We start from the raw sequence: 26,776 nt of genomic DNA on the forward strand, positions 1-26,776 counted from the left end.
CGGTATCTCCTCGATGTCAGCGTCGTTGTCGTCGATCGCGACCGACCACCAGTCGTCTACGGAATTGCCACGTAGGTGGGTGCTTACGACATTGAGCTTCCCGCGAATGTAAACGGGCAGCCATTCAACGCCCTCCCATCTAAACTTTGCTTCGATAGTCCCGCGATCTGACCCACCATGGCCTGTGCATCGAATCAAGAAGTCGGGATAGGGCAAGTCATTCGGGCCACTCGTCACGGCGCTCCCCCATTCTCGGCGATCTTGGACAGCAATGCGGCGATCTCGCGATCGCGCCCTTGTGCGGCGTGCTGGTAGCGCATCGCGGCCTGGGGCGTCGAGTGCCCGAGACGTGCCATCAGCTCGGCCAGGCTGGCGCCCGTGGCCGCGGCCAGCACCGCACCAGAGTGCCGCAGGTCGTGCCAACGGAGATCTTCGCGGCCCGCCGCCGTGCGTGCTCGGTACCAATGCCGCGCTAACGTTGAAGGTTGCAAATGTTCGCCGCGCTCGTTCGGGAATAGTAGCGAATCACGTTTACCAATAACATGTTTCGATAGATGTTGCTCGATTTGCGGAATGATGTGCGGCGGGATTGCGACGTCACGGATGCCGGCGTCAGATTTGGGCGTGGTGACTTCGAACGTGCCCGCCTTGGTGCGTACCGCGGCCCGGCGGATGCGGATCACCTCGTTCGACAGGTCTATGTCGCGGCGCCTGAGTTCAATGGTTTCCCCGAACCGTAATGCGCACCACGACGCCAGGGTGACCATCAGCCGCAGCCGCTCGGGCATTTCCGCGGTCAGTGTCGCCAACTCCTCGACGCTGGCGGGCCGGATCTTGTGTACGCGCCGGGCCCGGCCGGCGCCGACGATTCGGCAGGGGTTGCCATCGATCAGTTCGTCGTTGACCGCGCTGCTCATGATGGTGCGGAGCAGCGAGTACGCATGCGAGCGCATCGTCGGCTGCTCCGTCAGCGTCACCGAGTACCATTCGCGGACGTCTTTTGGTTTGATCGCGGCGAGCTGCCGAGTGCCGAACGGCTTGATCAGATGGTCGTCGAGGATGGCTTGGTAGTGCTCGCGGGTGCGGGCCTTGATCGGTCGGCCGGCGACCTGGCGCCCGGCGAGCCACGCGGTCGCGTAGGCGCCGAAGGTGATGCGCTCAGGTTGCTTGGTAGCCGCTGCGGCGTCCCAGAGGCCGCGGTCGATCTCCCGGCGACGGTCGGTTAGCCAGGCTTCGGCGTCGATCTTCGCGGCGAAGGTCTTCGGTGCGGTGATGTAGCTGCCGTCAGGGCCGGTGTAGCGGACCTGGAAGCGGCCGGACGGCAACTTTCGGATGTTCCCGAACGCGCGCTTATCCCGCTTGGTGTCGGTGCTCTGTGCCAAATTGCGCGCCAAATCCGACCCGCCCTGCCGGGGGCCGACTGGGGCGAACCCAGTAACCCATATTCGTGCCAAATACGTGCCATACGAACATACATCATGTTCCGCTTGATTCCGCTTCACGCACGCGATACTGTCCAGTGTGTTACCAGTTCAGAGCCTATCCGAGCAGGTCACGACCCAAATCCGAAAAACCCCGAGATCGCCTACTTCAATCCCAGTATCGCGCACCAGAGTTCGTGCAGGTCACATCTAGTATCTAGGCCATCTCGACGAACTCCGCGCAACATATGCGCAACTAAGGGTTGCCTAAGCCGATCACGTTTGCAACCACGTCGGTGTTAGCAGTGCTGCCGGCAGCTCAGAACAGACACTTCCTGGCGCTTTGACTTGCGCTCCCCGCTCCGCTGCGGCCTTAACCGCGCGGATCACTGCGGGTTTTCGGCTGGCCGATAAAGCGGAGCCAATGACGCTACGGCGTCTGCCAGACCTGCCGGATAGTTACGGACTCTCCTGGGGTCGGGTCGGGGTCCAATCGACTGTGCCTCGTACAGCGACACTGCGGACTCGGTCATGCGGATGGCGTTGCCAAAACAGTCAAGAGTGATCGCCAGTAGAGGCGAGTCGTCTAATACTTTGTCGTCAAGCACATAGCCCATCAGCCACTTGAACCCATGCACAAACCCCGAGCCGAGCGAGTAGAAGCTCTTGGCGCTGCGCGGGTGCATCACGGTGTCCAACTCGGGGTCAGCCTTGCGCGGTAGATGCTTGCCCATCCAAGCTTCCGCACCTTCAACTAATTGGAGCGGTCCCCCGCTCGGCCCGATGATCGCCTCCGCGGGCAGCGCCGCGATCTTGGCCTGCCGCGCGGCCACCCGCGCACGGCGCTTGGCAAAGTTGGCCAGATCTGCTTCGGCCAGCGGATCCGTACGCGCCGCCAGAGCCTCGGCCTCAAGTTTTTCGAACTCCTCTTGTCGGCCACGCTCCGCCTTCAGGAACCCGTAGCAGCGGCGAATCCGTTCCTCCGTGTCCGTCTCGCTGATTAGCCAAATTGTCTTGGCCGACGATTCCATAGCGATTCGGCAAAGCGCCGCCGTCGCTGAGGTTCGTATTTGTCCCTGCGCCAGTGCGAGCGCGATCACCTCTGCCGCCGCCACCAGATGCTCGCATGCGTTCATAACGGGGTACAGCGCCGTGGAACTAACCAGATTTGGCTCATCCTCAAGCGTGACCGAAGCATTGTCGCGCGCGAGTCGGCTCCCGCGATGAATCGGGTTCGGCCGCAAACCCCACGTCAGGAAGTCTTTGGCTTGCTTGGCGCGATCACCAATAAGCGCAAGAAACATCGCTCGCATCAGCCTGTGCGCGTCGTCGGGGTACCTGGCCTTCAGCTTGTCCCAATCGACCTCCGAGAAATCAGGCCGTCGGGCGGGACCACCCGGTGCGGCCGGTGGCGGCATCCTGATGCCAAACGCCTCCGGACCCGGTTCTCGGTCGGCGCTCGCTTGACGGCGCTGTTTCTCCCGCTGTTGCCTTCGCTGCTTTGCGGCCTTGTTGTCTCCACGCTTGGCCATCACGCCGGCCCTCCCGCCATCTGCGTCGGTGCAACCGGCCCTCACCATAGGCGCACGCTGCGACAATCCGTGCCGGTGGCTGGACAGACGAAAACTCACGCACTTGACGCAACCAGGTCCAGGCGACTACTCCGGACAAATCGCCGTATCGCAATTTCGTCGCTGCTCGTAGCATTAGCTAGCCAAGCGCTTAGGAGACGATGTGGAGCCCAGCCAGTTCCCACAGCCGTTGCCTCCGCCTATGTGGTGTCCAGACCCCGCAGGCACCAACCAGCTCCGCTGGTGGGACGGCTCCAAGTGGACAGATCACTACATGCAAATTCCCGCGCCACAGCCCGCCGCGTCGGCTGTGCCCGCTCCACCAAACACGCACAATTCATCATTGGTTCCTGCCTTCACGCGCCAGGCAATACCCCCGATGAGGACGAACGGTCGGAAATCGTCTCCACTTGCCGATGTCGTTGCTGCGGCGACACTTGAGGAGCCCCGCTATCCCCTCGAAGAGCAGATCGAGGTTGTTGGGGAGACTTACCGCGTCAAAGACATTCGCCGGGTTTTCGAGGAAGCTGGTATGCCGATCACCGAAAGTGGCGTGACCCTAAAGTCGCTCCGCTGCATCCTCGTCCCCGAGCCGTGGAATGAACACGACCCCAACGCGGTTGCTGTGATGGTCGGGCAAAACCATGTCGGCTACCTCGCCGCTGACCTTGCTGCCTTCTACGCCGCTGGCCTCCTGAGCATCGCGCGGGTGGGCAGTCTGGCAACAGGTGAGGCGAGGATTTGGGCGAAGAGCGACGACGGGATCATTCGGGCACGCGTGACAATCCTCATCCCGGACGCCTCCCAATTTGACTAAGCGAGCATAGTCACGCGGCAGTCCGTCGACTTGATCGTTCCGGACCGTCGCGTACTGGACCGGATTTAACCCACTCCGGCCCAAAGGACACTCCCAAAGCGACCTGGGGTCTTGCAGCGCCCGACAGACGGACGGTTCAGTCGCGAACTTGTGTCTCAAAACCAAAGCACTGAGACGGCCTATCGGCCGTCAACACGGTCGACGGACTTGCGCCGGAGGACTCCTCCACCCGACATCTGAACTGCGAATTTGTTGTGTCGCTGTAGAGCGCATGCGAAATGCGGATGGCCTGGACCCGACGGCTTGGACGTGAGATTGTCAAGCACGAATGCTCGTAGCCTCCATCGGACGAAGCGTGCGAGTCGACTCGGAGCTGGCAGGTGACTCGATGACGAGCTCTACAGAGCTAGACGAATCCGAACTCATCCTCAATCCCGACGGCTCCGTCTATCACCTGCGGCTCCGCCCTCAGGATCTGGCCCGGAAGGTAATCCTGGTCGGCGACCCCGAGCGCGTGCCGATCGTCTCCGAGCGTTTCGACGAAATCGAACTCAAGGTGCGAAACCGGGCGTTCGCTACCCACACCGGCTACGTCGGCGGAACCCGGCTATCGGTCGTGTCCACCGGTATCGGCGCCGGCAGCATCGACATCGCGCTCAACGAGCTCGACGCGCTGGTGAATCTCGACCTCGACGGGCGACGGCAAAAACCCGAGCACACCGCGCTCCAAATCCTGAGGGTCGGGACCGCCGGAAGCCTTCAGCCGGATGTGGCGCTCGATTCCTTCGTCGCCTCCTCGCACGCCGTCGGCCTGGACGGTCTGCTGTTGTTCTACGAACTTCCCCCTCCCGCCGAAGAAGACCTTCGACAAACCTTGATTCAGCACTTGGAGCTCCTGGAACTTCCGCAGCACCCGTACGTAGTGAGCGCAGATCCGGAGCTGCACCGCGTCTTCGTCGAGTCGGCCCCGCCGGCTGGCTGCCACAGTGGAATCACCGTGACCTGTCTGGGTTTCTATGCGCCTCAGGACCGTTTCTTGCGCGCTCCGGCGCGACGCTCGGGCTGGCTGCCGCAACTGGCGGAGTTCCGTTACGGTTCGCATCGCGTGACGAATTTCGAGATGGAGACGGCCGATATCTATGGTCTGGCAGCGGTGCTGGGACATCGCGCCTGCTCGCTGAGCGCGATTGTCGCCGATCGCGTGGGCCGCAAGTTCAGTTCCCAACCGGCGCAAACCATTTCGAAGCTGATCGACCTCGCCGTCTCGAAGCTGGTGGAAACGGCATGACGCAGCAGGACACGGACTCCTTCGCGAATCTGCTGCTTGTCCCGCGCATCCGAGAGCTCATCGAGCACAACTACTACTCGAAAGTGAACGCCAGCCTCACTCTCGAGGAGGTGGCGACGGATCCCAGCTTCCTGCAAGACCCGTTCAGCCACCTCGCGCTTTTCACCGACCACGGTGTGATTCACATGCGCGACATCGCTTCTCGCATCGTCGACCTGATCGGGAATGTGTCGGGAGTCAAAATCCCCGAGCGCAGCCCGCTGCGCCTGGAGCGCATGAAGAGCTATGGCTGTCTGCTCGCCTATGTCCACGACATCGGGATGTCCGACCAGAATCCCTTCGGGCGGATTGTCCACGCGGAGTTCGTCGCTCACGAAGCTTTCGGGACGGCCTTCGACGAGATCATCGACATTCTCTGGAATGAAAACAGCGGGAACCTGGCCTGGCACGTGCTGCGGATGACCACCGCCGACATCTTCGAAGGACCGCCGCAACGAATCCTGCGGGAACTCATCGCGCTGGCCGACGCGCACAGCAAGAGCGCCGTGCCCGTCGCAAAACTGAACGACACCAAAGCGCTGCGCGAGCTGATGCTCCATGTCCTGAGCCACCCCCTCGAAGCCCTCTACCACGAGAAGCTCCTGAAAAAGATCCGCACGGACGACGAACGAGCTCATCACGAGGTGGCCCTAGAACGGACCGCCAGCGCGGCGGCGCTGGAAGAGCACCGGGCGGCCCTGCTCTCGCGCCACTACGCCGACTTCGACGGCAGCGCCTTCGCCTGGCTGGAAGCCACGGACCCGGAGGCCCGCGAGTTCGTTGTCGACGTGATCGACACGCTTCGCTGCCTGCGCTGCGCAGACGCCCTGCGGCAGCGTGGAACCCAGCTCAGGACCTCCGGCAGCTACCAGATCTTCATCGACCAAAAGACCGCGAACGCCGTGTACGCCTTGCACGACAGAGACGGACGGACATTCCTGCTCGAGGGAGACAGTCCGCTCAACGCCGGCGAGGCCAACCTCGAGGTCTCCGAGGTCACGCACGAAGGCGATCTGCGCTTCGCCTTCTTCCGGGGCAGCTTCGGATCGGATGAGGCGATGCGGCGCGCGGCGCACAATGCTGCGGTCGTGGTCGACGACATCCAGGCCGACGTTCTGGAGAGCTTCGTGGGCATCGCGGGCGCAGACGACGCTGCGCGCACGTGCATACTGCTCGAGCACACCGAGGACAATCCCGAATTCGCACCGCTGGTGGCCGAGCTGGTGGTCACGCGGAGTCCGGGGCTGAAGGACCGTGTGGTGTGCGTCCCGGCGCTGCGCAGCGCTCCCGAGCTGGAACGCCGGCATTTCCTTGCAGCCAACGCGATCGACTGGGATCGCGAGAAGCGCGTGACCTTCCTGCGCAAAGTCGCGACGCGCGGTTATCGGACCGACCATATCGATTCCGACCTTGGCTTTCGCAATGTGCGTCTGGGACGCCTCTCCCACGGCGAGTGTCTGACGGAAGTCGGCGCACGGGCGACGTTCGTCTACATTCCGCTGACGCCGGGGCTTCGCGGGCGACCTTCGGGAGGCTACGAATCTTTCGCGGTCGACCCCTGGGAGCCTCTTGGCATCACCGGCGTGATCCGGGGCGACTTCCGAAACTCCACCGTCATTGCCGAGAGCGACGTAGAGGTACTCATCATCCCGAAGGACACCTACCTTCGGCACTGGCACCGCACGTACACTCCCGCGGAGTTCTGCGAGCTCATGCGCACCACCTGGCCGCCGGCTCAATCGCACGGTGAGTCAACGCTTTAACCCGAAGTTTCTGATCGGGAGATCCTTCTCCGGCCAACACCTGCGGTGGATCCCCCATTTGCTTGCCGGGGCTGTAATCCCGCCGCGGCGAAGATGATTCGATAGCGCTACGTTGAGTCATGGCTCCCTTGTTGATGTTGATCGTGGGCGGCCTGATAGCCGCCGCTGCCATCGCCGCGTTCATCGTGTTGATGGTTCGCCTATCAGACGAGCCGAAGTTGAAGCCCAACGTCCCGCACGCTTGGCAGACTCCACCGGCACCGACGAGTGCGCCCGGCTGGTACGCCGACCTCAGCGACCCGAACGTGGTGCGCTACTTCGACGGTCGGGCGTGGACCTCGGCTACCCGTTCCCGCCTTGATATGCCAGGGCCTTAGGGCAATACGAGTTGGCCGCGATGGCCGTGAACTTGGCGGGTTTTCCGCGTTCAGTCCCGGGTTCGCATCCTGAACGACCTTGACCACCTCGGCCATCGGCTTGCCGCCGTCGGCCATTCTGCACACGGTTTTGCCGGCCGTTACCGCTCCATCAGGCGTCTCGTAGGTGAGCCCGGCTTGCCTCAGTGCGGCAAGAAACCCGTCATCGGTGCCGTCAGCATGCGCCGGTGCGGCAACGCCGATAACGACGGCGACGCCGGTCAGTGCAAGCAGAAGTCTCATGGCCGATTGATTGTCGCAAGACGACGACTACCCCGCATCTCGACGCGACGCCGGCTAGCCGCCGCTTTTGGTGCTGTCGGGAAGCTGCTCGGGACAGTAAACACCGGCCGAGATTGCCGTGAACCGGGCGGCGTTGGTCTGCGAGAATCCCGGGTTTTGTTGTTGGAGGTATTTGACAACATCGACCGCCGACTTACCTTCCTTGGCCAGGTCGCATACCTTCTTGCCGGCCGCGACCGCGTTATCGGCATTCTGGTAGGTCAGGTCGGCAGCCCCGAGCGCGACCAAGAAGGCCCGATCTTGGTTGGCGTCAGCATGCGCCGGCGCGGCCATGCCGACCACGGCGACGAGGCTGGCCAGCCCTAAGAGGAATCTCATGACCGACCGATGGTTCCAAACTGATGCAAACGGAACGTGAACGTTGAATGACCCTGCGCTGGCGTCAACCCAAGGTTGACACTGCCTAATCGTCAACCTACAGTTGACGCCATGGTTGAACCGACGAAGATCGCCTATCCCGTCCGTCTGGACGAGCTGATCAACGCCATCAAGGACGTCCACACCGACGCGCTCGATCAACTGGCCGATGCCGTGTTGGCGGCCGAGAGCCTCGGCGAGGTCGCCGATCACCTGATCGGGCACTTCGTCGACCAGGCGCGCCGCTCGGGAGCCTCCTGGACCGACATCGGCAAGGCCATGGGCGTCACCAAGCAGGCCGCCCAAAAGCGATTCGTCCCGCGTGCCGAGGCCACCACGTTGGATCCCAATCAGGGCTTCGGGCGCTTCACCCCACGCGCCCGCAACGCCGTGGTCGCCGCCCAGAACGCCGCGCACCAAGCCGCCAACGGCGAGATCACCCCCGACCACCTGGTGCTTGGCATGCTCAGCGATCCGGCCGCGCTGGCCACCGTGCTGCTGCAGCGGCAGAAGATCGACGTCGAGGCCCTGCGCGCGGCCATAACGCTCCCGCCGGCAGCAGCCGAAACCCCCGCACTCATCCCATTCAGCGGTCCGGCGCGCAAGGTGCTCGAGCTGACCTTCCGTGAGGCACTTCGCCTGGGCCACAACTACATTGGCACCGAACACCTATTGCTGGCCCTGCTCGAACTTGAAGACGGGGCGGGACCCCTGCACCAATGCGGCGTCGACAAGGAACGTGTCGAGGTCGACCTGGCTGACGCACTCGAATCACTCAGCGGCGGGGCCGGAACCGCTCACTAAGTTGCGGATCACTCTCCCACCACAGCATCGATTGCGCGCCCACCGAGCTGTCAACCGCTTCGGCAAGGTCCAGCTCGGCATCGACGACGGCGGCGTGCTTCTTTTCGTCATGGGACAGCGCGCGCATCAGCAGCAACACAAACGGCAATCCGACAACATCTCCGAGAATCCATAACACGCCGGCGCCGATCGTCTGATCCAGCCGCGGATCGGGACCCCAGAAACGGTGCAATCCCGAGTAATACGCCGTGGCGATCAACGGGCCCTGCCAGACGACCAACCCCAGCACCCCGTCGCCCAGTGTCTCGGCCACCGAGATCAGCAACGAGATCAACTGGGAGTACTTGCGTGGGACGGGGTCCGCTTGCAGCCGAGCATAAAAGTATCCGAAACCTATGGCTACCAAAAGAATTCGAGTAGGCGCACCGACCCATTCGTTCTGCAGGGCCGCGGTGTACCAGGGCGTCATGTAGAGCAGCCACGGCGTGGCCAGCATGGCCAGCGACGTGGTCACCGGGTGTAGCAGCACCCGGGCACACCGGGTCGCCAACAGCCGATCAATGCGATCACGACCAATCGGGCCCAACGCGTCGCGCATCACGGTGACCGGCTTGCCGAGCACGAGGAGAAACGGCACCACGAAAAGCAACATCAGCACCTGTAGTGCGCGCACCCAGAACAACAAATAGGCGTAGCTGCCGATCGCGCTCAGCGTGGCCAAGGCCCATAGCCCGATACCCATCCCGAAGAACCAGGGCTCACCTGCCCGCCCGGCGACCCGCCGGTAGCAATACCAGTACGCGGTGGCCAGTACCACGATGACCGTCGCGGAGCTCACGTCCAGGTGCCAGGGATCGACGTGCATAGGCATCAGCCTGGCAGTAGTTCCTGGCAGCTTGGTGTCAAGCAGCCCTCCCCTTCGCATCAGGGCGTGTGTCATCATGCGAAGATGCGCCGCTGGCTGATCGTCCTGTCCACGTTCCTCGTCACCGCCGCGGGCGTCCTTGCAGTGGACATCGCCGCGCCGCGCGCGTGGGCCGGCGACGCGCCCATCGGCCACATCGGCGACACGCTGCGGGTAGATACCGGGACCTACGTCGCCGACGTCACCGTCAGCAACGTGGTACCGGTCGACCCTCCGCCCGGCTTCGGCTACACGCGTAGCGGCGTGCCGGTCAAGAGCTTCCCCGGCAGTTCGGTGGCCCGCGCCGACGTGACGGTCCGCGCGGTCCGGGTGCCCAATTCCTACATCATGGCGACCAATTTCGCCTTCGACGGCGTCACGCCCTTCGCCGACGCCTACAAACCGCGGCCATGCGATGCACCCGATTGGCTGGACGCCGCGCTGGGGAACGCACCGCAAGGATCGGTTGTCCGCGGCGGGGTGTACTGGGACGCCTACCGCGACCCGGTCTCCGTTGTCGTCCTGCTGGACCGGAAGACCGGCGAGCACCTTGCGCAATGGAATCTTTGAACTGACCGTCTACATCGCCACAACGGATTCCGTCGACATCGACGAGCTGGCCGCTGTTGCGGCATGCACCTTTCCCCTGGCGTGTCCGCCGGGTATTGCCGAAGAGCATGTCTCGTCGTTCATCGACGCCCACCTCTCCCCGACTCGCTTTGTTGCATACCTCAGCGATCCACGGCACGCGGTTATCATCGCTCGGCACGACCGCCGAATTATCGGTTACGCCATGCTCATTCGCGATGATTCCGGACACTCCGCCGAGCTTTCCAAGCTGTACGTAGTACCCGACTTTCACGGCACAAAGACAGCAACCAAACTGATGGACGCTGCGCTGGCCGTCGGAGCCGACTGGGACCTGGACTACGTGTGGCTCGGGGTTAACCAGAAAAATCAACGCGCACAACGCTTCTACACCAAGAGTGGCTTTACGATCAACGGCACCAGAACATTTCAACTGGGAACCCATCTCGAGGACGACTACGTCATGCGGCGGGCGCTCAGACCTGCCGCCGAGTGTCACGCTGACGTGACACTCGGCAGCTAGGGTCACGCCAGCGTGACACTCGTAAGCGCCAATAGCCGGGAAGTGGCCCGCAGATACTTCTTTCGGTAGCCACCGGCCAGCATTTCCTCGCTGAAAATCGTGTCCAACTTCGCCCCGGAAGCCACCACCGGGATGCCGGCGTCATACAGCCGATCGGTCAGCGACACCAGCCGCAGCGCAACGTTCTGGTCGTCGATGCCGTGCACACCGGTCAAGAACACCGCGGTCACACCCTCGATGAGGGTCAGATACCGCGACGGATGCATGGTGGCCAGGTGTGCGCACAGCGCATCGAAGTCGTCGAAAGTCGCCCCCGGCACGCCGGCGGCGCGCTCGGCCACTTCCTCGTCCGACAACGGCTGCGGCGCCGGCGGTAGGTCGCGGTGCCGGTAATCCGGCCCTTCGATCCGCACGGTGGTGAAAATCCTTGCCAGCGTGTTGATTTCGCGCAGAAAATCCTGGGCGGCAAACCGGCCCTCGCCGAGCTGTTCGGGCAGCGTATTGGAGGTGGCCGCCACCGAAACACCCCGCTCGACCAGCATCGAGAGCATCCGCGAGATCAACGTGGTGTTGCCCGGATCGTCCAGCTCGAACTCGTCGATGCACACCGCCGTGTAGTCGGCCAGCAGGTCGATGCATTCGACGAAGCCGAACACCCCGGCCAGCTGGGTCAGCTCCCCAAATGTCGCAAACGCCTTGGGATGCGGCGGTGCGTCGGGCAGCTGGTAATAGGCCGACGCCAGCAGGTGCGTCTTGCCTACCCCGAATCCGCCGTCGAGATACAGTCCGACACCCGGGAGCACCTCCCGCCTGGCGAAAAGTTTCTTGCGCCCGGCGCGCCGCTCGACGGCTCGCCGGCAGAACTCCTGGCAGGCCGCGACCGCGGCAGCCTGGGTGGGTTCGGCGGGGTCGGGTTGATACGTCGCGAAGCTCACCTTCGCGAACGTTGGGGGCGGCCGTAGTTGGGCGATCAGCCGCTCCGGTGACACCGTCGGATAGCGATCCACCAGGCGACCGACCCCGTGCATGCAGGCACTGTAGCGGCGTGTTGCAATCAAGTTCATGCCCGACTCTCAAGTAGGCGGGGCCGCCGAGCCGGCACTGACGCTGCTCGGATCCGAGCGCGAACTCGACGACGGCGAACTCTCCCAGCTCTACGGCTATCCGGAGCGACGCAACGGCGCCTGGCTGCGGGCGAATTTCATCACCAGCCTCGACGGCGGCGCTACCGCCGACGGCACCAGCGGCGCGCTGGCCGGTCCGGGCGACAGATTCGTCTTCAACCTGCTGCGCGAACTCGCCGACGTCATCCTGGTCGGCGCGGGCACCGTACGCATCGAGGGTTACTCCGGCGCACACCTGAGCGTCGCCCAGCGCCAACGGCGACAGGCCCGGGAGCAAAGCGAAGTACCGCAACTGGCGATCGTCACCAAGTCGGGTCAACTCGACCGCGACCTTGGCGTATTCACCCGGACCGAGGTGCCACCGTTGGTGCTCACGTGTGCGGCGTCCGCCGACGAGATGGGCCGTCGCCTCGCCGGCGCCGCCGAGGTAATCGACTGCTCAGGCGACGATCCCGGCAGGGTCGACGAGGTGGCGGTGCTGGCGTGCCTGTCGGCTCGCGGCCTATCCCGCATCCTGACCGAAGGTGGGCCGATGCTGCTCGGCTCGTTCATTGACCGCGGCATGCTCGACGAGCTCTGCCTGACGATCGCACCTTTGGTCGTCGGCGGCCTGGCTCGACGCATCGCGACGGGCCCCGGGCAGCTGCTGAGTCGGATGCGCTGTGCGCACGTCCTCACCGACGATGCCGGTTACCTATACACCCGTTACGTCAAGACCTAACCGAATTGCCCGGGCCGGGCGGGCCGAATTGCCCGGCTTCTCCTCGGGCCTCTGCACGGCCCGCATCGTCGCCGCACGGCTACTGTGGTCGGCATGAGTCGGCACATCAGGTCCGCCACGATCCTGTTCGCGGTCACCACAGTGCTGACCGGCTGCGTCCCGGTCTTTGGCGCCGACCCGCGTTTCGCCACCAACTCCGGCGCTAAACCGCAAGGCGCGGCCACCACCACACCGCCGCCCAGCGGTCCGCCGCCGATCGCAGCACCCAAGAACGACTTGTCGTGGCGCGATTGCACCTCGCGGGTCACCGCGGACGCTGGAGTCCCCGCCGCACCGGGCATCAAGCTCGAATGCGCCAGCTACGACGCCGACCTCGATCCGGTCAACGGTGGATCCGCGACGGTGAGCATCGGCGTGGTACGCGCCCGCTCGAGTCAGACCCCGAAGGATGCGGGGCCGCTCGTCTTCACCACGGGCTCGGATCTGCCGTCGTCGACGCAGTTGCCGGTCTGGCTGTCGCATGCCGGCGCCGACGTCCTCAAAAGTCACCCCATCGTCGCCGTCGACCGCCGCGGCATGGGCATGTCGAGCCCGATCGACTGCCGCGACCACTTCGACCGTGAAGACATGCGCGACCAAGCGCAGTTCCAATCCGGCGACGATCCGGTGGCCAACCTCTCCGAAATCTCCAATACCGCCACAACCAACTGCACCGACGCCCTCTCCCCTGGCGAGTCCGCCTACGACAACCAACATGCCGCCTCGGACATCGAACGACTGCGCAACCTCTGGGATGTTCCCGCGCTGGCGTTGGTCGGCATCGGCAACGGCACCCAGGTGGCGCTGGCCTACGCGGGATCGCGCCCCGACAAGGTGGCCAGACTGATCCTGGACTCCCCGGTTGCGTTGGGAGTCAACGCCGAAGCTGCCGCCGAGCAACAGGTCAAGGGCCAGCAGGCGGCGCTTGACGCGTTTGCTGCGCAATGCATCGCGGTGAACTGCGCATTGGGCCCCGACCCGAAGGGCGCGGTCAGCGCGTTGCTGTCCGACGCCCGGTCCGGCAAAGCGCCCGGCCGCGCCTCGGTGGCGTCCATCGCCAATGCCATCACCACGGCACTGGGCTTTCCCACCGGCGACCGCATCAGCACCACCACGAATCTGGCCAATGCGCTGGCGGCCGCCCGGTCGGGTGACATCAATCCGCTGTCCAACCTGATCAACCGCGCCGACGCCACCGAAGACACCGACGGCCAGTTCGTCAGCGTCTGCAGCGACGCGGTCAACCGCCCCACCCCGGACCGGGTTCGTGAGCTGGTTGTCGCATGGGCCAAGCTTTACCCCCAGTTCGGCACGGTCGCGGCGCTCAACCTCGTCAAATGCGTGCACTGGCCCAGCAGTTCACCCGCCCAAGCGCCCAAGCAACTCAAGGTCGACGTGCTGTTACTCGGTGTGCAAAACGATCCCATCGTCGGCAACGAGGGCGTCGCAGCGACGGCGGCGACCGTGATCAACGCGAACGCCGCCAGCAAGCGGGTGATGTGGCAGGGCATCGGGCACGGCGCCAGCATCTATTCGTCATGCACGGTGCCGCCACTGGTCGGTTATTTGGACTCCGGCAAGCTGCCCGGCACCGACACCTACTGTCCCGCCTGATAGTTGGTGAGCGGGCGCGCCGGTGTACGGTGCGCTGGTGACGGCAGTTGACTCGACCCAAGCCGGCCGGCGCGAATCCCTGCTGGCCGCATTCCGTCCCCCCACCGGTCCCCCGACAACGGCAGCGATCCTGCGAGCCGTGTTATGGCCGGCAGCAATCCTGTCGGTGCTGCACCGCAGCATCGTGCTCACGACCAACGGCAACATCACCGACGATTTCAAGCCGGTCTACCGCGCGGTCCTGAACTTCCGGCACGGCTGGGACATTTACAACGAGCACTTCGACTACGTCGACCCGCACTACCTGTACCCGCCCGGTGGCACGCTGCTGATGGCGCCGTTCGGCTACCTGCCGTTCGCGCCGTCGCGCTACCTGTTCATCTCGATCAATACCCTGGCCATCCTGGTCGCCGCATACCTTTTGCTGCGGATGTTCAACTTCACGCTGTCCTCGGTGGCCGCGCCCGCGCTGATTCTGGCCATGTTCTGCACCGAGACCGTGACCAATACCTTGGTGTTCACCAACATCAACGGCTGCATCCTGCTGTTGGAGGTGTTGTTTCTGCGTTGGCTGCTGGACGGCAGCGTTAGTCGACAGTGGTGGGCCGGGCTGGCCATTGGGCTGACGCTGGTGCTCAAACCCCTACTCGGTCCCCTGCTGTTACTGCCGCTGCTGAACCGCCAATGGCGGGCGCTGGTGGCCGCCCTCGTCGTCCCGATCGTCATCAACCTGGCCGCGCTGCCACTGGTGAGCCACCCGATGGACTTCTTCACCCGCACCCTGCCCTACATCCTGGGCACCCGCGACTACTTCAACAGCTCGATCCAGGGCAATGGCCTCTACTTCGGCCTGCCCACCTGGCTGATTGTGGCGCTGCGGCTGCTGTTCACGGCGATCGCATTCGGCGCCTTATGGCTGCTGTATCGCTACTACCGCACCCGCGATCCCCTGTTCTGGTTCGCCACCTCGTCGGGCGTGCTGCTGCTGTGGTCATGGCTGGTCATGTCGCTGGCCCAGGGCTACTACTCGATGATGCTGTTCCCGTTCCTGATGACGGTCGTGCTGCCCAACTCGGTGATCCGCAACTGGCCGGCGTGGCTAGGCATTTACGGCTTCATGACGCTGGACCGTTGGCTGCTCTTCCATTGGATGAGGTGGGGCCGGGCCCTGGAGTACCTGAAGATCACGTATGGCTGGTCACTGCTGCTGATCGTGATCTTCAGCGTGCTCTACTTTCGCTATCTGGACGCGAAGGCGGAGAACCGGTTGGATAGCGGCTTAGATCCCACCTGGCTCCGGCGTGGCTGACTGCCGGGCGCGCTAGCGTAGACGCATGACCCCCAAGCTGCAGCTCACCGACGACGAGTGGCGTAAGAAGCTCACCCCGCAGGAATTCGAGGTGCTGCGCCAAGCTGGCACCGAGCGGCCGTTCACCGGCGAGTACACCGACACCAACATCCAGGGCATCTACCAATGCCGGGCCTGTGGAGCCGAATTGTTCCGCAGCACAGAGAAATTCGAATCCCATTGCGGCTGGCCGTCGTTCTTCGACCCGGCGAACTCAAAGGCGGTGTTCCTGCGCGCTGACTACTCGCTGGGCGTGAAGCGCACCGAGGTGTTGTGCGCGAACTGCGACAGCCACCTGGGCCACGTGTTCGAGGGTGAGGGCTACCCCACGCCAACCGACAAGCGCTACTGCATCAACTCCATTTCGCTGCGACTGGTCCCCGGCAGCGTGTAGCGCCGAGCCTGTAATTCTGCAGGTGTCTACTCGCACTTTGTCTGCAGAATTACAGCTTCGGCGAAACTCAATCCACCCGGGTAGCGTGCACTTCCCAAAACGGGGCGTGCACCCGACCGTTGACCAGCCACGGTTCCATCGCCCGGAACCGTTCCAGCACGGACTGCACCCGATCGGCCATGTCTGGATTTCGCGCGGCCATCATCTCGAATGTCTCGACGCTCATATTGATCTGGTAGGTGGTCGGTCCCAGGTAGGTGATCTCCCAGCCGCCCAGCGGGAGCACCTGACGAAAGTCGTCCTCAGACAACGACCGCGGCATGCTGAACCCGTTGACGTTGTGTGCGCCGAACTCGAACATGTAGAGCCGCGCTCCCGGCTTGGTAGCCCGCCGCAGCGCCTGCACGTAGGACTTCTGTAGCTCGGGCTCGGTGCTGAAGGTGTGGTAGAAGGCGCAGTCGACGACGGTGTCGAACCGGCCGTCCAGCCCGTCCAGCTTGGTCGCGTCGGCCACCTGGAAGTCCACCGAGACGCCGGCTTTCTGCGCGTTGGCTTGGGCGCGTTCGATAGCCCCCGCCGATCCGTCGACGCCGGTGGCCGAATAGCCCTTGGATGCGTAGTAGATCGCGTGGTGCCCCGGCCCAGTACCTGGGTCGAGCACCTCGCCTCGGATCGCGCCCAGCGCGACTAGCTGCTGGACCACCGGCTGGGGGCCGCCGATGTCCCACGGCGTGGCGGAGGGCAACCCGTAAGACAGCCGCTCGTCGCGATACATCTCCTCGAAACGGGTCGGATCGCCCGGGTCAAATTGGGTCATGGCAGCGAACTCACCAACTGCTCCACCGGCACCCGCGGCCCGGTGAAAAACGGCGTCTCAGCACGGGTATGCCGGCGGGCGTCGGTGGCCCGCAGTTCCCGCATCAGGTCGACGATGCGGTCCAGTTCCGGGGCCTCGAAGGCCAGGATCCACTCGTAGTCGCCGAGCGCGAACGCCGGCACCGTGTTGGCCCGGACGTCTTTGTATTCGCGGGCCGCCATACCGTGTTCGGCGAGCATGCGGCGGCGTTCCTCGTCGGGCAGCAGGTACCACTCGTAGGACCGCACAAACGGGTACACGCAGACGTAGGCGCCGGGCTCTTCACCGGCCAGAAACGCCGGGATGTGGCTCTTGTTGAACTCGGCCGGCCGGTGCAGGGCCACACTGCTCCACACGGGCGAGCAAGCCCGCCCCAGGGTGGTGGTGCGCCGGAAGTCGGCGTAGGTGGCCTGCAGCGCTTCGACACGCTCGGCGTGGGTCCAGATCATGAAGTCGGCATCCGCGCGCAGGCCCGCGACGTCGTAGAGGCCGCGCACCACGACGCCGCGTTCCTCTTGCCGCTTGAAAAACGTGGCCGCATCGTCGATCACAGCGCCGCGCTCGTCGCCGAGCGCTCCGGCCCGCACCGAGAACACCGAGAACATCAGATAGCGAAGCGTCGAGTTCAGGGCGTCATAGTCGAGTTTGGCCATGAAACCTATGGTGCCACGGTCGCCACCGCCCTACCGGCCGCCCCGATACAGGCAGGTACGCCAATTCCGTCGAGGTAGCTGCCGGCGACGGCGAGGCCCGGCGGTAGCCCGGCGCGCACCTCGGCGACCAGATCGGCGTGGCCGGGACCGTACTGCGGCATCGCTTCGATCCAGCGCTGTACCCGGATGTCGATCGGCTCGACGGCCACACCGAACACGGTCGCCAGGTCGTCCACCGCCCATGCCCGCAGCTCGTCGTCAGACGCGCGAACAGCTGAAATTTCGGGGGCATCACCGAACCGCCCGAACGACAGGCGCAACAGCTGGGTGTCGCCCCGCATACCCCACTTGCGCGACGACAAGGTGATCGCCTTGGCGTGCAACGACTCCCCGCTGGCCACCAGCACACCCGAGCACTCCGGAAACGGGGTCTCGCGCGGCACCGCGAGCGCCACCACCGCCGACGAGGCGCTCACGACCCGGCTCGCGGCGGCGAAGGTGCGCGGCGCTAGGCCGTCCACCAGGCGGGTCACCCGCGGCGCCGGGATCGCCAGGATCACCGCATCGGCGTGCCGGCGGGCACCGGTGGCGTCGTGCACCAGCCAACCGGGTTCAACCTTCGTTACCGCCGCCCGCACCCACTCCAGGCGGCTACGCCGGACGAGCTCGTCGAGCAACACCTGGTAGCCGCCGTCCAGCGCGCCGAACACCGGCGCACCGGTACTCGGCGGCAACCCCTGGCGCACCGCGTCGGTCAAGCACGCGGCCCCCCGATCCAGGGCCGCGGCCACCGTCGGGGCCGCCGCGCGCAGCCCGATCGTCGCCGCCGAGCCCGCGTACACCCCGCCCAACAGCGGATCAACCGACCGGGCCACTACCTGCTTACCGAACCGGTCGGCCACCAACTCGGCCACCGCGGGATCGCTGCCCGGTTGCCAGCCGAATGGGCGGCCTGGTTCGGCGTCGATACGCGCCAGCGTCGCATCGTCGACCAGCCCCGCCATCGACGTCGACGACGACGGGATTCCGACCACCGTGTCCGACGGCAGCGGGTGCAATTCCCGCTGGCTGTAGATCAGCGGGCGGGCGCCGGTGGTGCCCAGCTGACGCCCCGATAACCCCAGATCGGCCAGCAACGCGGGGACCTCGGGTCGGCGGAGCACGAACGCTTCCGCGCCCACGTCCGTGAGCCGTCCGCCAACCCGCTCGGTGCGCAATACCCCGCCGAGCCGGTCGCCGGGATCGAACAACGTGATCGTCGCGTCATCACCGGCGGCCACGCGCAACCGATACGCCGCCGTCAGCCCCGAAATCCCGCCGCCAACAACGCAATACGAGCGAGACGTCATAACGAATGGACCAGCGACACCAGCTCGGCCAGCACGCCGGGATCGGTCTCCGGCAGCACCCCGTGGCCGAGGTTGAAGACGTGGCCCGCCGCGCCAGCGTCGACGGCGCGGCGTCCGTCGTCGACGACGGTGCGTGCCGCACGTTCCACCACCGGCCAGCCCGCCAGGACCACAACCGGATCGAGGTTGCCCTGCAGCGCCGTGCCGGGCACCACCCTGGCGGCGGCATCGGTCAGCGTGCTACGCCAATCCACGCCGACGACGGTGGCTGTCGCTGGCTTTAGTGCTTCCGACATCGCACCCAGCAGTTCGGCCGTCCCCACCCCGAAATGTGTCATCGGCACGCCGTATTCGGCCAGCGCGCCAAAGACCCGCGCGATGTGCGGCAGCACGTACTGTCGGTAGTCGGCAAGCGACAGCGTTCCCGCCCACGAGTCGAACACTTGAATGGCGTCCACCCCGGCGTGGATCTGGCCGTGCAGAAACGCGATGGTCAGGTCGGTCAGCTTGGTCATCAGCGCGTGCCAGCTCGCCGGCTCGGCCAGCATCATCGCTTTGGTACGGGGATGGTGGCGGCTTGGTCCCCCCTCGACCAGGTAGGACGCCAGCGTGAATGGCGCGCCGGCGAATCCGATCAGCGGGACTTCACCCAGCGCATCGATCAACAACGAAACCGCCTCTAGCACGGGCTGAATCGCTTGCGGGTCAAGGGGTTTCATCGCGTCAATATCGGCGTTCGTCCGCACCGGGTCGGCGATCACCGGTCCGACGTCGGCGACGATGTCCAAATCGATGCCCGCCGCGCGCAGCGGTACCACGATGTCGGAGAACAGGATCGCGGCATCGACTTCGTAGCGGCGTATCGGTTGCAGGGTGATCTCGCAAGCCACTTCCGGCTGGAAGCAGGCCGCCAGCATGGTGTGGCGTTCGCGCAGCGCCCGGTATTCGGGCAACGACCGGCCGGCCTGCCGCATGAACCACACCGGCACCCTGCTGGGTTTGCGACCGGCGACCGCAGCCAGATATGGCGACTGCGGAAGGTCGCGACGGGTACTCATCGAACTCAATGCTGCCACGTACCGACCCCGTAACATCGACCCGATGCCAGTCACTTACGACGACTTCCCAAGCCTCCGCTGTGAGCCTCAGGACAACGGTGTGCTGAATTTGATCCTGGACGCGCCCGGGCTGAATTCGGTCGGTCCGCAGATGCATCGCGACCTCGCCGACATCTGGCCGGTGATCGACCGCGACCCGGACGTGCGGGTGGTCCTGGTCCGCGGTGAAGGCAAAGCATTTTCCTCCGGCGGCAGCTTTGACCTGATCGACGAAACCATGGGCGGCTTCAAGGGCCGGATTCGCATCTTGCGTGAGGCTCGCGATCTGGTGCTCAACCTGGTCAATTTCGACAAACCGCTGGTGTCAGCCATCAGGGGCCCCGCCGTGGGCGCGGGTTTGGTGGTGGCGTTGCTCGCCGACATCTCGGTGGCGGGCCGCAGCGCGAAAATCATCGACGGGCACACCAAACTCGGGGTGGCCGCGGGTGATCACGCCGCGATCTGCTGGCCGCTGCTGGTGGGCATGGCCAAGGCCAAGTACTACCTGCTCACCTGCGAGCCGCTGTCCGGCGAAGAAGCCGAGCGCATCGGGTTGGTCTCTACCTGCGTCGACGACGACGAGGTACTCCCCACCGCAACGCGGCTGGCCGATAATCTGGCGCAGGGCGCCCAAACCGCGATCCGCTGGACAAAGCGCAGCCTGAACCACTGGTACCGCATGTTCGGGCCCACCTTCGAAACCTCGCTTGGCCTGGAATTCATCGGGTTCAGCGGTCCCGACGTGCGCGAAGGTCTAGCCGCCCATCGCGAGAAGCGGCCCGCGCGCTTTGTTGGCGGCCAGGACAGCTGAGCCCGATGGTGCCGACCCGCCGCGCCCGGCGCCAGCGCCGCGCTTGCGATCGGCACTCAACGCAATTCGGCGCGCCTGATGACGCGTGTCGGGCGATAGGTCTAACGTCGAAATTTGTGACCCGCGCTGGCGACGATGCAGAGCGAAGCGAGGCGGAGGAGCGGCGCTCATGACCTCAACAGAACCGGAACCATTCCGCGAGGCGGTAGCCGCAATGAACGCCGTCACCGTGCGACCGGAAATCGAGCTCGGCCCCATTCGCCCACCCCAGCGACTGGCGCCGTACAGCTACGCGTTAGGCGCCGAGATCAAGCATCCCGACCTCGACATCGTCCCCGAACGATCCGAAGGCGACGCATTCGGCCGGTTGATCCTGCTGTACGACCCCGAGGGCTCGGACGCTTGGGACGGCACCATCCGCCTGGTCGCCTACGTCCAGGCGGACCTGGACTCGCACGAGGCGATCGACCCGCTGCTGCCGGAGGTGGCGTGGAGTTGGCTGGTCGAGGCGCTGGAAACGCGCACCGAACAGATGACCGCCCTGGGAGGCACCGTCACCGCCACCACCTCGGTGCGCTACGGCGACATCTCCGGTCCGCCGCGGGCCCACCAGTTGGAGCTACGGGCGTCGTGGACGGCCACCACCCCCGATGTGGGTGGTCACGTAGAGGCGTTCTGCGATGTCCTGGAGCACGCCGCGGGCTTGCCGCCGGCCGGGGTCACCGACCTGGGCTCGCGGTCACGCGCCTGATATGTATCCCGAGCTGTCTATGCCGGAGAATGAGCCGGCGGGCAGCAGCCAGCCCGAGCCCGTCCCATTGCTCCACCCCGCCGACGGGATGCCGGAACTTTCGGTCACCGCCAAGCAGATCACGGCCGCCGCGGCACTGCTGGACCGCGGCCATGGACCATTCGCGGTGGATGCCGAGCGGGCGTCTGGTTTCCGCTACTCCAACCGGGCCTACCTGATCCAAATCCGGCGGGCCGGCGCCGGCACCGTGCTCATCGATCCGGTCAGCCACGGCGGTGACCCGCTGACCGTGCTGCAGCCCATCGCCGAGGTCCTCAGCAAAGATGAATGGATTCTGCATTCCGCGGATCAGGATCTGCCGTGCCTGGCCGAAGTCGGCCTGCAGCCGTCCGCGCTGTACGACACCGAGCTGGCCGGACGCCTGGCCGGATTCGAGCGCGTGAACCTGGCGACCATGGTCCAGCGGCTGCTGGGCCTGGGGTTGGCCAAGGGCCACGGCGCGGCCGACTGGTCCAAACGCCCGCTGCCGTCGGCCTGGCTCAACTACGCGGCACTCGATGTGGAACTACTCATCGAACTGCGCCCGGCGATCTCCGGGGTGCTCGCCGAGCAAGGCAAAACCGACTGGGCCACAGAGGAATTCGAACATCTCCGGACGGCCACCCCAGCGGCAGCCCGGCCGGACCGATGGCGGCGAACATCGGGCATCCATCGTGTCAATGACCGGAGGGGCCTGGCGGCGGTTCGCGAGTTGTGGACCACGCGTGACCGTATCGCCCAGCGACGCGACATCGCGCCTCGACGCATCCTGCCGGACTCGGCCATCATCGACGCCGCCATCGCCGACCCGAAGTCGGTCGACGACCTGGTCGCGTTGCCGGTGTTCGGCGGGCGTAACCAGCGCCGCAGCGCAGCGATGTGGTTGGCGGCACTGGAAACGGCGCGGCAAAGCCAAGATCCGCCGGAGGTGACGGAACCGCCGAATGGTCCGCCGCCGCCGGCGCGGTGGAGCAGACGCAAGCCCGAGGCGGCCACCCGGCTGGACGCGGCGCGTGCGGCGCTGGCGGAGGTGTCCCAACGGGTGGGGGTTCCGACGGAGAACCTGGTCTCACCCGACCTGGTGCGACGGCTGTGCTGGGACTGGGACGGCGCCCCGAAACGCTCGCCAGACGCGGTCAGTGCTATCGACGACTTCTTGTGCGCCGGCCAGGCGCGGGCGTGGCAACGAGAACTGGTGGTTCGGGTTCTGGCCGCGGCGGTGCAGCCACAGGGCGACTAGAGGCGGGGGTCGACGGGTTCCGACTCAAGTGCAAGAACCGCGAACACGCACTCGTGGACGCGCCACAGCGGTTCGCCTCGGGCGACGCGTTCGAGTGCTTCGAGGCCCAGGGCGTACTCGCGCAGTGCGATCGAGCGCTTGGCGCCGAGGTTGCGTTGCCGCAGTCGCTCCAGGTTGGCGGGTTCGGTGTAGTCCGGCCCGTAGATGATCCGCAGGTATTCGCGGCCACGCACCTTCAGCCCGGGCTGCACCAATCCTTTTGCGGTCCGCACCAGGTTTGCCGCCGGCTTGACCACCATTCCCTCACCACCGGCCGCGGTGAGTTGCTCCCACCACCGCACCCCGTCCGACACCGAGGATTCGTCGTCAATGTCGACGAATAGCCGCCGTGTTGGAGCTACCAGCCGGTCGTCAGCCGCCACCAGCCGGTCGGCGACTTCGAGGTGCCAGGCGTGCGGTCGATCCTGGTACGTCGCCCCGCCCCCGCCGCTTCCGTCACCCGATGCGAGCAGCTGGAATGGTGCCACCTGGACACCATCTAGTCCCCGGGTAGGCCAGCAGTATCGGCGATAGGCTGCCGTGAACCGATCGGCGGTCTCCGCCCTAGCCCGGGTGCGTTCCAGCAGGGCGCCGACGTCGATGCCTCGGTCTACGGCCTGTGACAGCGCCAATGCTGCCACCGGCAACGAGGCTCGCGCCGCGGCACCGACGGCCGCGTACCGGTCGCGCAGCAGTTCGCCCGCCTTGGCGCTCCAGGGCAGCAGCTCGGCGTCCAGCAGCACCCAAGACGCATCGAGCTCCTCGAATAGACCCGCGTTTGCGACGGCACTGCGCAGGCGGTCCAGCAGAGCTGACGTTAACTCGGTCGGGAAGAACGACCGACCGGTGCGCGTCCACACCGCCCCCGCGCCGTCGATCCCGAAATGCGGCACCGCCGAGTCCCGGCAAACGAGCAGCACAGCCCGTGACCCCATGTGCTTTTCCTCGCACACAACGTCAGTCACGCCCACGCCTCGGTAGGCCCCGAACGCTTCGGCGGGATGCTCGAGCAGACCAGGACACGCTGACGTCGCTACTGGGCTCATCGTCGGCGGCAGGTAGATCAGCCACCGCGGATCGACAGCGAACCGGCTAATTATCTCGAGGGCCGCGGCCGCGTGGTCGGCCCTTACACTGACTCGGCCGTGTCCTCCGGTTTCGATCACCCGGCGACCGGTGACGTCGCGGATGTCCAGCATATCCGAATCACGTTGTGGCGCAGCTACGTTGGTCAACGGCTTCGCCGGCACATAGTACTCGCGTGCAGCCGGCACCGAGACCACCTCGCGCTCGGGGTAGCGCAGTGCGGTCAACGAGCCGCCGAACACACATCCAGTGTCGATGCAGATGGTGTTGTTCACCCACTCGGGTTTTGGCGTCGGCGTATGGCCGTAGACGACCAGCGCACGGCCGCGGTAGTTGTCCGCCCATGGGTAGCGCACCGGCAACCCGTATTCATCGGTTTCACCGGTCGTTTCGCCGTACAAACAGAACGCCCGAACCCGCGCCGAGCCGCGCCCGTGCATCCTCTCGACCAAACCCGCGTGCGACACCACCAGTCGGCCGTGATCAAACACGTAGTGCGAAATCAGGCCGTCCAGAAAAGATTCCACCGCCGCCCGGAACTCCGCCGTTTCCGCGGCGAGCTGCGCCAGCGACTCGGCCAGCCCGTGGCTGATCTTCACGTCACGGCCACGCAGCGCGCGCAGCAGCTTGTCCTCGTGGTTGCCGGGCACGCAGAAGGCGTTGCCGGAGTTGACCATCCCCATTACCAGCCGCAGCACGCCTGGTGTATCCGGGCCGCGGTCCACCAGGTCGCCGACGAACACCGCCCGACGGTCGGGACACACAGCATCGACCGCGCCGCCCTGAGCATCCCGCGACAACTTGTAGCCGAGGGTCGACAACAGGCTTTCCAGCTCGGCCCGGCAACCATGCACGTCCCCGATGATGTCGAATGGCCCAGTCTCGTGCCGCAGGTCGTTGAACAGACGAGTCCGCTCGATCCCAGTCACGGCGGCGACGGCCTCCACACCGTCCAGCACGTGCACGGCCCGGAATCCCTCGCGCTTGAGGCCGCGCAGGCCGCGTCGCAGCTGCTGGCGCTGGCGTGCCACCACGCGGCCGCCGAAATCGCGCTCGGGTCGGGCGGCATTGCGTGCGACGCACACCGACTCGGGCAGATCAAGAACGATGGCGACCGGCAGCACGTCGTGGGCGCGGGCCAGGGCAACCAACTCTTTGCGCGCCTCAGGTTGAACGTTCGTGGCGTCCACCACCGTCAGCCGGCCCGCGGCGAGCCGCTTGCCGGCGATGAAGTGCAGCACCTCGAAAGCGTCCTTGGACGCGGCCTGATCGTTCTGGTCGTCGCACACCAGCCCGCGGCAGAAGTCACTCGACAGCACTTCGGTCGGCTTGAAATGCGCCCGCGCGAACGTCGATTTGCCCGAACCGCTGACACCGATCAGCACCACCAGCGAGAGCTCCGGGACCGCCAGGGTCGTCATGCCGCCTCACGATCGAATACGGCGAGCTGAGTAGGGGGCCCGACCTCGGGGTCGTCGTCGCCGACCGGCAGGAACCGCACGCCGTACCCATAGGCCGAAGCCACCCCCGAAGCCCACGACCGGAACTCCGGTCGGGTCCACTCGAACCGGTGATCGGGATGCCGAAACGCGCCGTGAGCCAGACCCGCGAACCGCACGTTGTGCTCGGCGTTCGGCGTCGTCACCAGCACCAGGCCGGGCCGGGCCGCACCGAACACGGACCGGGCCAGCGCGGGCAGCCGGGGCGGGTCGACGTGCTCGATGACCTCCATCAGCACTGCGGCGTCAAGCCCGGCCAGCCGCTCGTCCCGATACGTCAGCGACGACTGGAACAGCCGCAGCCGCGACGACTGGCGCTGCGACATCTCGGCGACGTTGAGCCGCCGTTCGGCATAGGCGAGTGCCGTCGCCGAGACGTCCGCGCCGATGATGAGCGCGAACGAAGGGTCGGCGAGCAGGTCACGCACCAGCCGCCCGTCACCACAGCCCAGGTCAGCGACGCGAGATGCCCCAGCCGCTCGCAAAACGTCAAGCACAACCCGGCACCGCTCCGCCGCGAGGGGCCGTTGGGCGGTTGGCTCAACCGCGTTGTCCAGCTGTTCCACCGGCGCGTCGTCGAGGTCGGCGAGGCGCTCCATCGCCGCCGCTGTCAGCTGGCGCTGATGCGCCAGGTAGCGCCGGCTGATCAGATTCCTGGCCGGATGCCCGGCAAGCCAGCCGGCGCCGGCGCGGATCAGCTTGTCTACTTCGTCCGGGCCGACCCAATAGTGCTTGGCGTCGTCAAGGACTGGCAGCAGGACGTAGACCTGGTTGAGTGCGTCGGACAACAGTTGGCTTCCGGTGAGCTTCAAGTCGACGTAGGGTGCGTCGCCCCACTCCGGCAGCTCGGGGTCCAGCGGTACCGGCGTTGGGCCCACCCGCCATCCCAGCGGCTCAAACAACTGGCGAGCCAGGTCGGCACCGCCGCGGCAGGGCAGCGCGGACAGGTGTAGCTGCAGCGGAATGGGTTGCGTCACAAGGTCTGGACGCGCGTCGCAACGACCGGCCATCGCGGTGCGAAACAGCCGCTGTACTGCGACCGCAAGCAGGCTGGATGCGACGTAAGGTCGGTCATTTACATACTGCGCGAGCGCGAACGCATCATCGCGGCGACCTTTGACCAGCCTGACCGGGTCGACCTCGAGCAACACTGCGGCGGTGCACCGCTCGTCACTCGCCTCTGGATAAAAGACGTGCGCGGTTCCGCTGTTAACGTCCATCGACTGCGCGCGCCCAGGATGCTTGTGCAGCAGATAGCCGAGGTCGGTCGCGGGCCGGTGCGTAGTGCCGACGGTGAATATCACTGAGGCATTCGATCACGG

At 65.5% G+C, this 26,776-nt stretch carries 24 protein-coding genes and 3 pseudogenes; 15 read left to right on the top strand and 12 right to left on the bottom strand.

Going from position 1 to position 26,776, the window contains the following annotated elements; all coding sequences use genetic code 11:
- Positions 1-233: 233 nt before the first annotated feature.
- Both MSIMFI_RS18885 and MSIMFI_RS28360 read right to left on the bottom strand, forming a co-directional pair.
- On the bottom strand, positions 234-1,382 hold the full coding sequence (locus MSIMFI_RS18885; RefSeq protein WP_191498657.1) for a tyrosine-type recombinase/integrase: 1,149 nt from the start codon (positions 1,380-1,382) through the stop codon (positions 234-236).
- Between the two features lie 425 nt (positions 1,383-1,807).
- Entirely contained in the window at positions 1,808-2,953 is a 1,146-nt protein-coding gene (locus MSIMFI_RS28360; protein WP_224770334.1) for a hypothetical protein, read from the bottom strand.
- 241 nt (positions 2,954-3,194) lie between these two features.
- Between MSIMFI_RS28360 and MSIMFI_RS29795 the strand changes: the two are divergent.
- From MSIMFI_RS29795 to MSIMFI_RS18910, 5 genes and pseudogenes are all read left to right on the top strand, one after another.
- Positions 3,195-3,281, top strand: a pseudogene (locus MSIMFI_RS29795) (DUF2510 domain-containing protein); the annotation flags it as partial.
- 90 nt (positions 3,282-3,371) lie between these two features.
- Complete coding sequence (locus MSIMFI_RS18895) at positions 3,372-3,809, top strand: HIRAN domain-containing protein (RefSeq protein ID WP_224770374.1); 438 nt, start codon at positions 3,372-3,374, stop codon at positions 3,807-3,809.
- A 388-nt stretch (positions 3,810-4,197) separates the two neighbouring features.
- The gene (locus MSIMFI_RS18900; protein ID WP_191498659.1) at positions 4,198-5,097 is read left to right on the top strand and encodes a nucleoside phosphorylase; all 900 of its coding nucleotides are present in this window, start codon (positions 4,198-4,200) and stop codon (positions 5,095-5,097) included.
- Positions 5,094-6,899 (top strand): hypothetical protein, encoded by a 1,806-nt coding sequence (locus MSIMFI_RS18905; RefSeq protein ID WP_191498660.1) that lies wholly within the window; start codon positions 5,094-5,096, stop codon positions 6,897-6,899. Before MSIMFI_RS18900 ends, MSIMFI_RS18905 begins: the two co-directional genes overlap by 4 nt.
- Positions 6,900-7,018: 119 nt before the next feature.
- Positions 7,019-7,276 (top strand): DUF2510 domain-containing protein, encoded by a 258-nt coding sequence (locus MSIMFI_RS18910; protein ID WP_191498661.1) that lies wholly within the window; start codon positions 7,019-7,021, stop codon positions 7,274-7,276.
- A gap of 102 nt (positions 7,277-7,378) precedes the next feature.
- On the opposite strand, the pseudogene MSIMFI_RS29350 reads toward MSIMFI_RS18910, so the two are convergent.
- Positions 7,379-7,558: pseudogene (locus MSIMFI_RS29350) on the bottom strand (DUF732 domain-containing protein); the annotation flags it as partial.
- A 54-nt stretch (positions 7,559-7,612) separates the two neighbouring features.
- Positions 7,613-7,936, bottom strand: a complete 324-nt coding sequence (locus tag MSIMFI_RS18920) for a DUF732 domain-containing protein (RefSeq protein ID WP_186242608.1) — start codon at positions 7,934-7,936, stop codon at positions 7,613-7,615.
- 111 nt (positions 7,937-8,047) lie between these two features.
- Here MSIMFI_RS18920 and MSIMFI_RS18925 point away from each other — a divergent pair, with 111 nt between their 5' ends.
- The gene (locus tag MSIMFI_RS18925) at positions 8,048-8,779 is read left to right on the top strand and encodes a Clp protease N-terminal domain-containing protein (protein WP_191498662.1); all 732 of its coding nucleotides are present in this window, start codon (positions 8,048-8,050) and stop codon (positions 8,777-8,779) included.
- Here the strand turns inward: MSIMFI_RS18925 and MSIMFI_RS18930 are convergent.
- On the bottom strand, positions 8,751-9,644 hold the full coding sequence (locus MSIMFI_RS18930) for a cytochrome c oxidase assembly protein (RefSeq protein ID WP_224770335.1): 894 nt from the start codon (positions 9,642-9,644) through the stop codon (positions 8,751-8,753). The two genes, MSIMFI_RS18925 and MSIMFI_RS18930, sit on opposite strands and share 29 nt — an antisense overlap.
- Before the next feature lie 84 nt (positions 9,645-9,728).
- Between MSIMFI_RS18930 and MSIMFI_RS28370 the strand changes: the two genes are divergently transcribed.
- Complete coding sequence (locus MSIMFI_RS28370) at positions 9,729-10,253, top strand: hypothetical protein (protein ID WP_224770336.1); 525 nt, start codon at positions 9,729-9,731, stop codon at positions 10,251-10,253.
- Positions 10,234-10,794, top strand: coding sequence for a GNAT family N-acetyltransferase (locus MSIMFI_RS18935; RefSeq protein WP_224770337.1), 561 nt, complete (start codon positions 10,234-10,236; stop codon positions 10,792-10,794). Before MSIMFI_RS28370 ends, MSIMFI_RS18935 begins: the two co-directional genes overlap by 20 nt.
- A gap of 2 nt (positions 10,795-10,796) precedes the next feature.
- On the opposite strand, the gene zapE is transcribed toward MSIMFI_RS18935, so the two are convergent.
- Positions 10,797-11,858 (bottom strand): cell division protein ZapE, encoded by a 1,062-nt coding sequence (gene zapE / locus MSIMFI_RS18940; protein WP_191498663.1) that lies wholly within the window; start codon positions 11,856-11,858, stop codon positions 10,797-10,799.
- Between zapE and MSIMFI_RS18945 the strand changes: the two genes are divergently transcribed.
- The 4 genes from MSIMFI_RS18945 (at position 11,857) to msrB (ending at position 16,034) form a co-directional block, all read left to right on the top strand.
- Complete coding sequence (locus MSIMFI_RS18945) at positions 11,857-12,639, top strand: pyrimidine reductase family protein (RefSeq protein ID WP_191498664.1); 783 nt, start codon at positions 11,857-11,859, stop codon at positions 12,637-12,639. The two genes, zapE and MSIMFI_RS18945, sit on opposite strands and share 2 nt — an antisense overlap.
- Before the next feature lie 93 nt (positions 12,640-12,732).
- A complete protein-coding gene (locus MSIMFI_RS18950) occupies positions 12,733-14,292 on the top strand; it encodes an alpha/beta hydrolase (RefSeq protein ID WP_191498665.1) in 1,560 nt (519 codons plus the stop codon).
- Positions 14,293-14,314: 22 nt separating this feature from the next.
- On the top strand, positions 14,315-15,601 hold the full coding sequence (gene aftC / locus MSIMFI_RS18955; protein ID WP_191498666.1) for an arabinofuranan 3-O-arabinosyltransferase: 1,287 nt from the start codon (positions 14,315-14,317) through the stop codon (positions 15,599-15,601).
- A 25-nt stretch (positions 15,602-15,626) separates the two neighbouring features.
- Complete coding sequence (gene msrB, locus MSIMFI_RS18960) at positions 15,627-16,034, top strand: peptide-methionine (R)-S-oxide reductase MsrB (protein ID WP_186242600.1); 408 nt, start codon at positions 15,627-15,629, stop codon at positions 16,032-16,034.
- A gap of 67 nt (positions 16,035-16,101) precedes the next feature.
- Here msrB and MSIMFI_RS18965 read toward each other — a convergent pair whose 3' ends face one another.
- Genes MSIMFI_RS18965 through hemE form a run of 4 tightly spaced genes read right to left on the bottom strand, consistent with a single transcriptional unit; the run spans position 16,102 to position 19,950 of the window.
- Positions 16,102-16,851, bottom strand: a complete 750-nt coding sequence (locus MSIMFI_RS18965; RefSeq protein ID WP_191498667.1) for a class I SAM-dependent methyltransferase — start codon at positions 16,849-16,851, stop codon at positions 16,102-16,104.
- Positions 16,848-17,543 (bottom strand): hydrogen peroxide-dependent heme synthase, encoded by a 696-nt coding sequence (hemQ, locus tag MSIMFI_RS18970; protein ID WP_191498668.1) that lies wholly within the window; start codon positions 17,541-17,543, stop codon positions 16,848-16,850. The genes MSIMFI_RS18965 and hemQ overlap by 4 nt, the downstream gene beginning before the upstream one ends.
- Before the next feature lie 5 nt (positions 17,544-17,548).
- Positions 17,549-18,892, bottom strand: coding sequence for a protoporphyrinogen oxidase (locus MSIMFI_RS18975; protein WP_191498669.1), 1,344 nt, complete (start codon positions 18,890-18,892; stop codon positions 17,549-17,551).
- Positions 18,889-19,950, bottom strand: coding sequence for a uroporphyrinogen decarboxylase (gene hemE / locus MSIMFI_RS18980; RefSeq protein WP_191498670.1), 1,062 nt, complete (start codon positions 19,948-19,950; stop codon positions 18,889-18,891). The genes MSIMFI_RS18975 and hemE overlap by 4 nt, the downstream gene beginning before the upstream one ends.
- 43 nt (positions 19,951-19,993) lie before the next feature.
- Between hemE and MSIMFI_RS18985 the strand changes: the two genes are divergently transcribed.
- The 3 genes and pseudogenes from MSIMFI_RS18985 (at position 19,994) to MSIMFI_RS18995 (ending at position 22,830) form a co-directional block, all read left to right on the top strand.
- Entirely contained in the window at positions 19,994-20,800 is an 807-nt protein-coding gene (locus tag MSIMFI_RS18985) for an enoyl-CoA hydratase/isomerase family protein (protein ID WP_191498671.1), read from the top strand.
- Positions 20,801-20,916: 116 nt separating this feature from the next.
- Positions 20,917-21,551, top strand: a pseudogene (locus MSIMFI_RS18990) (DUF3000 domain-containing protein).
- A gap of 1 nt (position 21,552) precedes the next feature.
- The gene (locus tag MSIMFI_RS18995; RefSeq protein WP_191498673.1) at positions 21,553-22,830 is read left to right on the top strand and encodes a ribonuclease D; all 1,278 of its coding nucleotides are present in this window, start codon (positions 21,553-21,555) and stop codon (positions 22,828-22,830) included.
- On the opposite strand, the gene MSIMFI_RS19000 is transcribed toward MSIMFI_RS18995, so the two are convergent.
- Positions 22,827-25,376 carry a polynucleotide kinase-phosphatase gene (locus tag MSIMFI_RS19000; protein WP_191498674.1) on the bottom strand — a complete coding sequence of 850 codons (2,550 nt, stop codon included), beginning with the start codon at positions 25,374-25,376 and terminating at the stop codon, positions 22,827-22,829. The two genes, MSIMFI_RS18995 and MSIMFI_RS19000, sit on opposite strands and share 4 nt — an antisense overlap.
- Positions 25,373-26,758: a 3' terminal RNA ribose 2'-O-methyltransferase Hen1 gene (locus MSIMFI_RS19005; RefSeq protein WP_191498675.1), complete on the bottom strand. Its 1,386-nt coding sequence runs from the start codon at positions 26,756-26,758 to the stop codon at positions 25,373-25,375. Before MSIMFI_RS19005 ends, MSIMFI_RS19000 begins: the two co-directional genes overlap by 4 nt.
- Positions 26,759-26,776: the final 18 nt, after the last annotated feature.

The sequence above is a fragment of the Mycobacterium simulans genome (assembly GCF_900232995.1).
Lineage (GTDB): Bacteria > Actinomycetota > Actinomycetes > Mycobacteriales > Mycobacteriaceae > Mycobacterium > Mycobacterium simulans.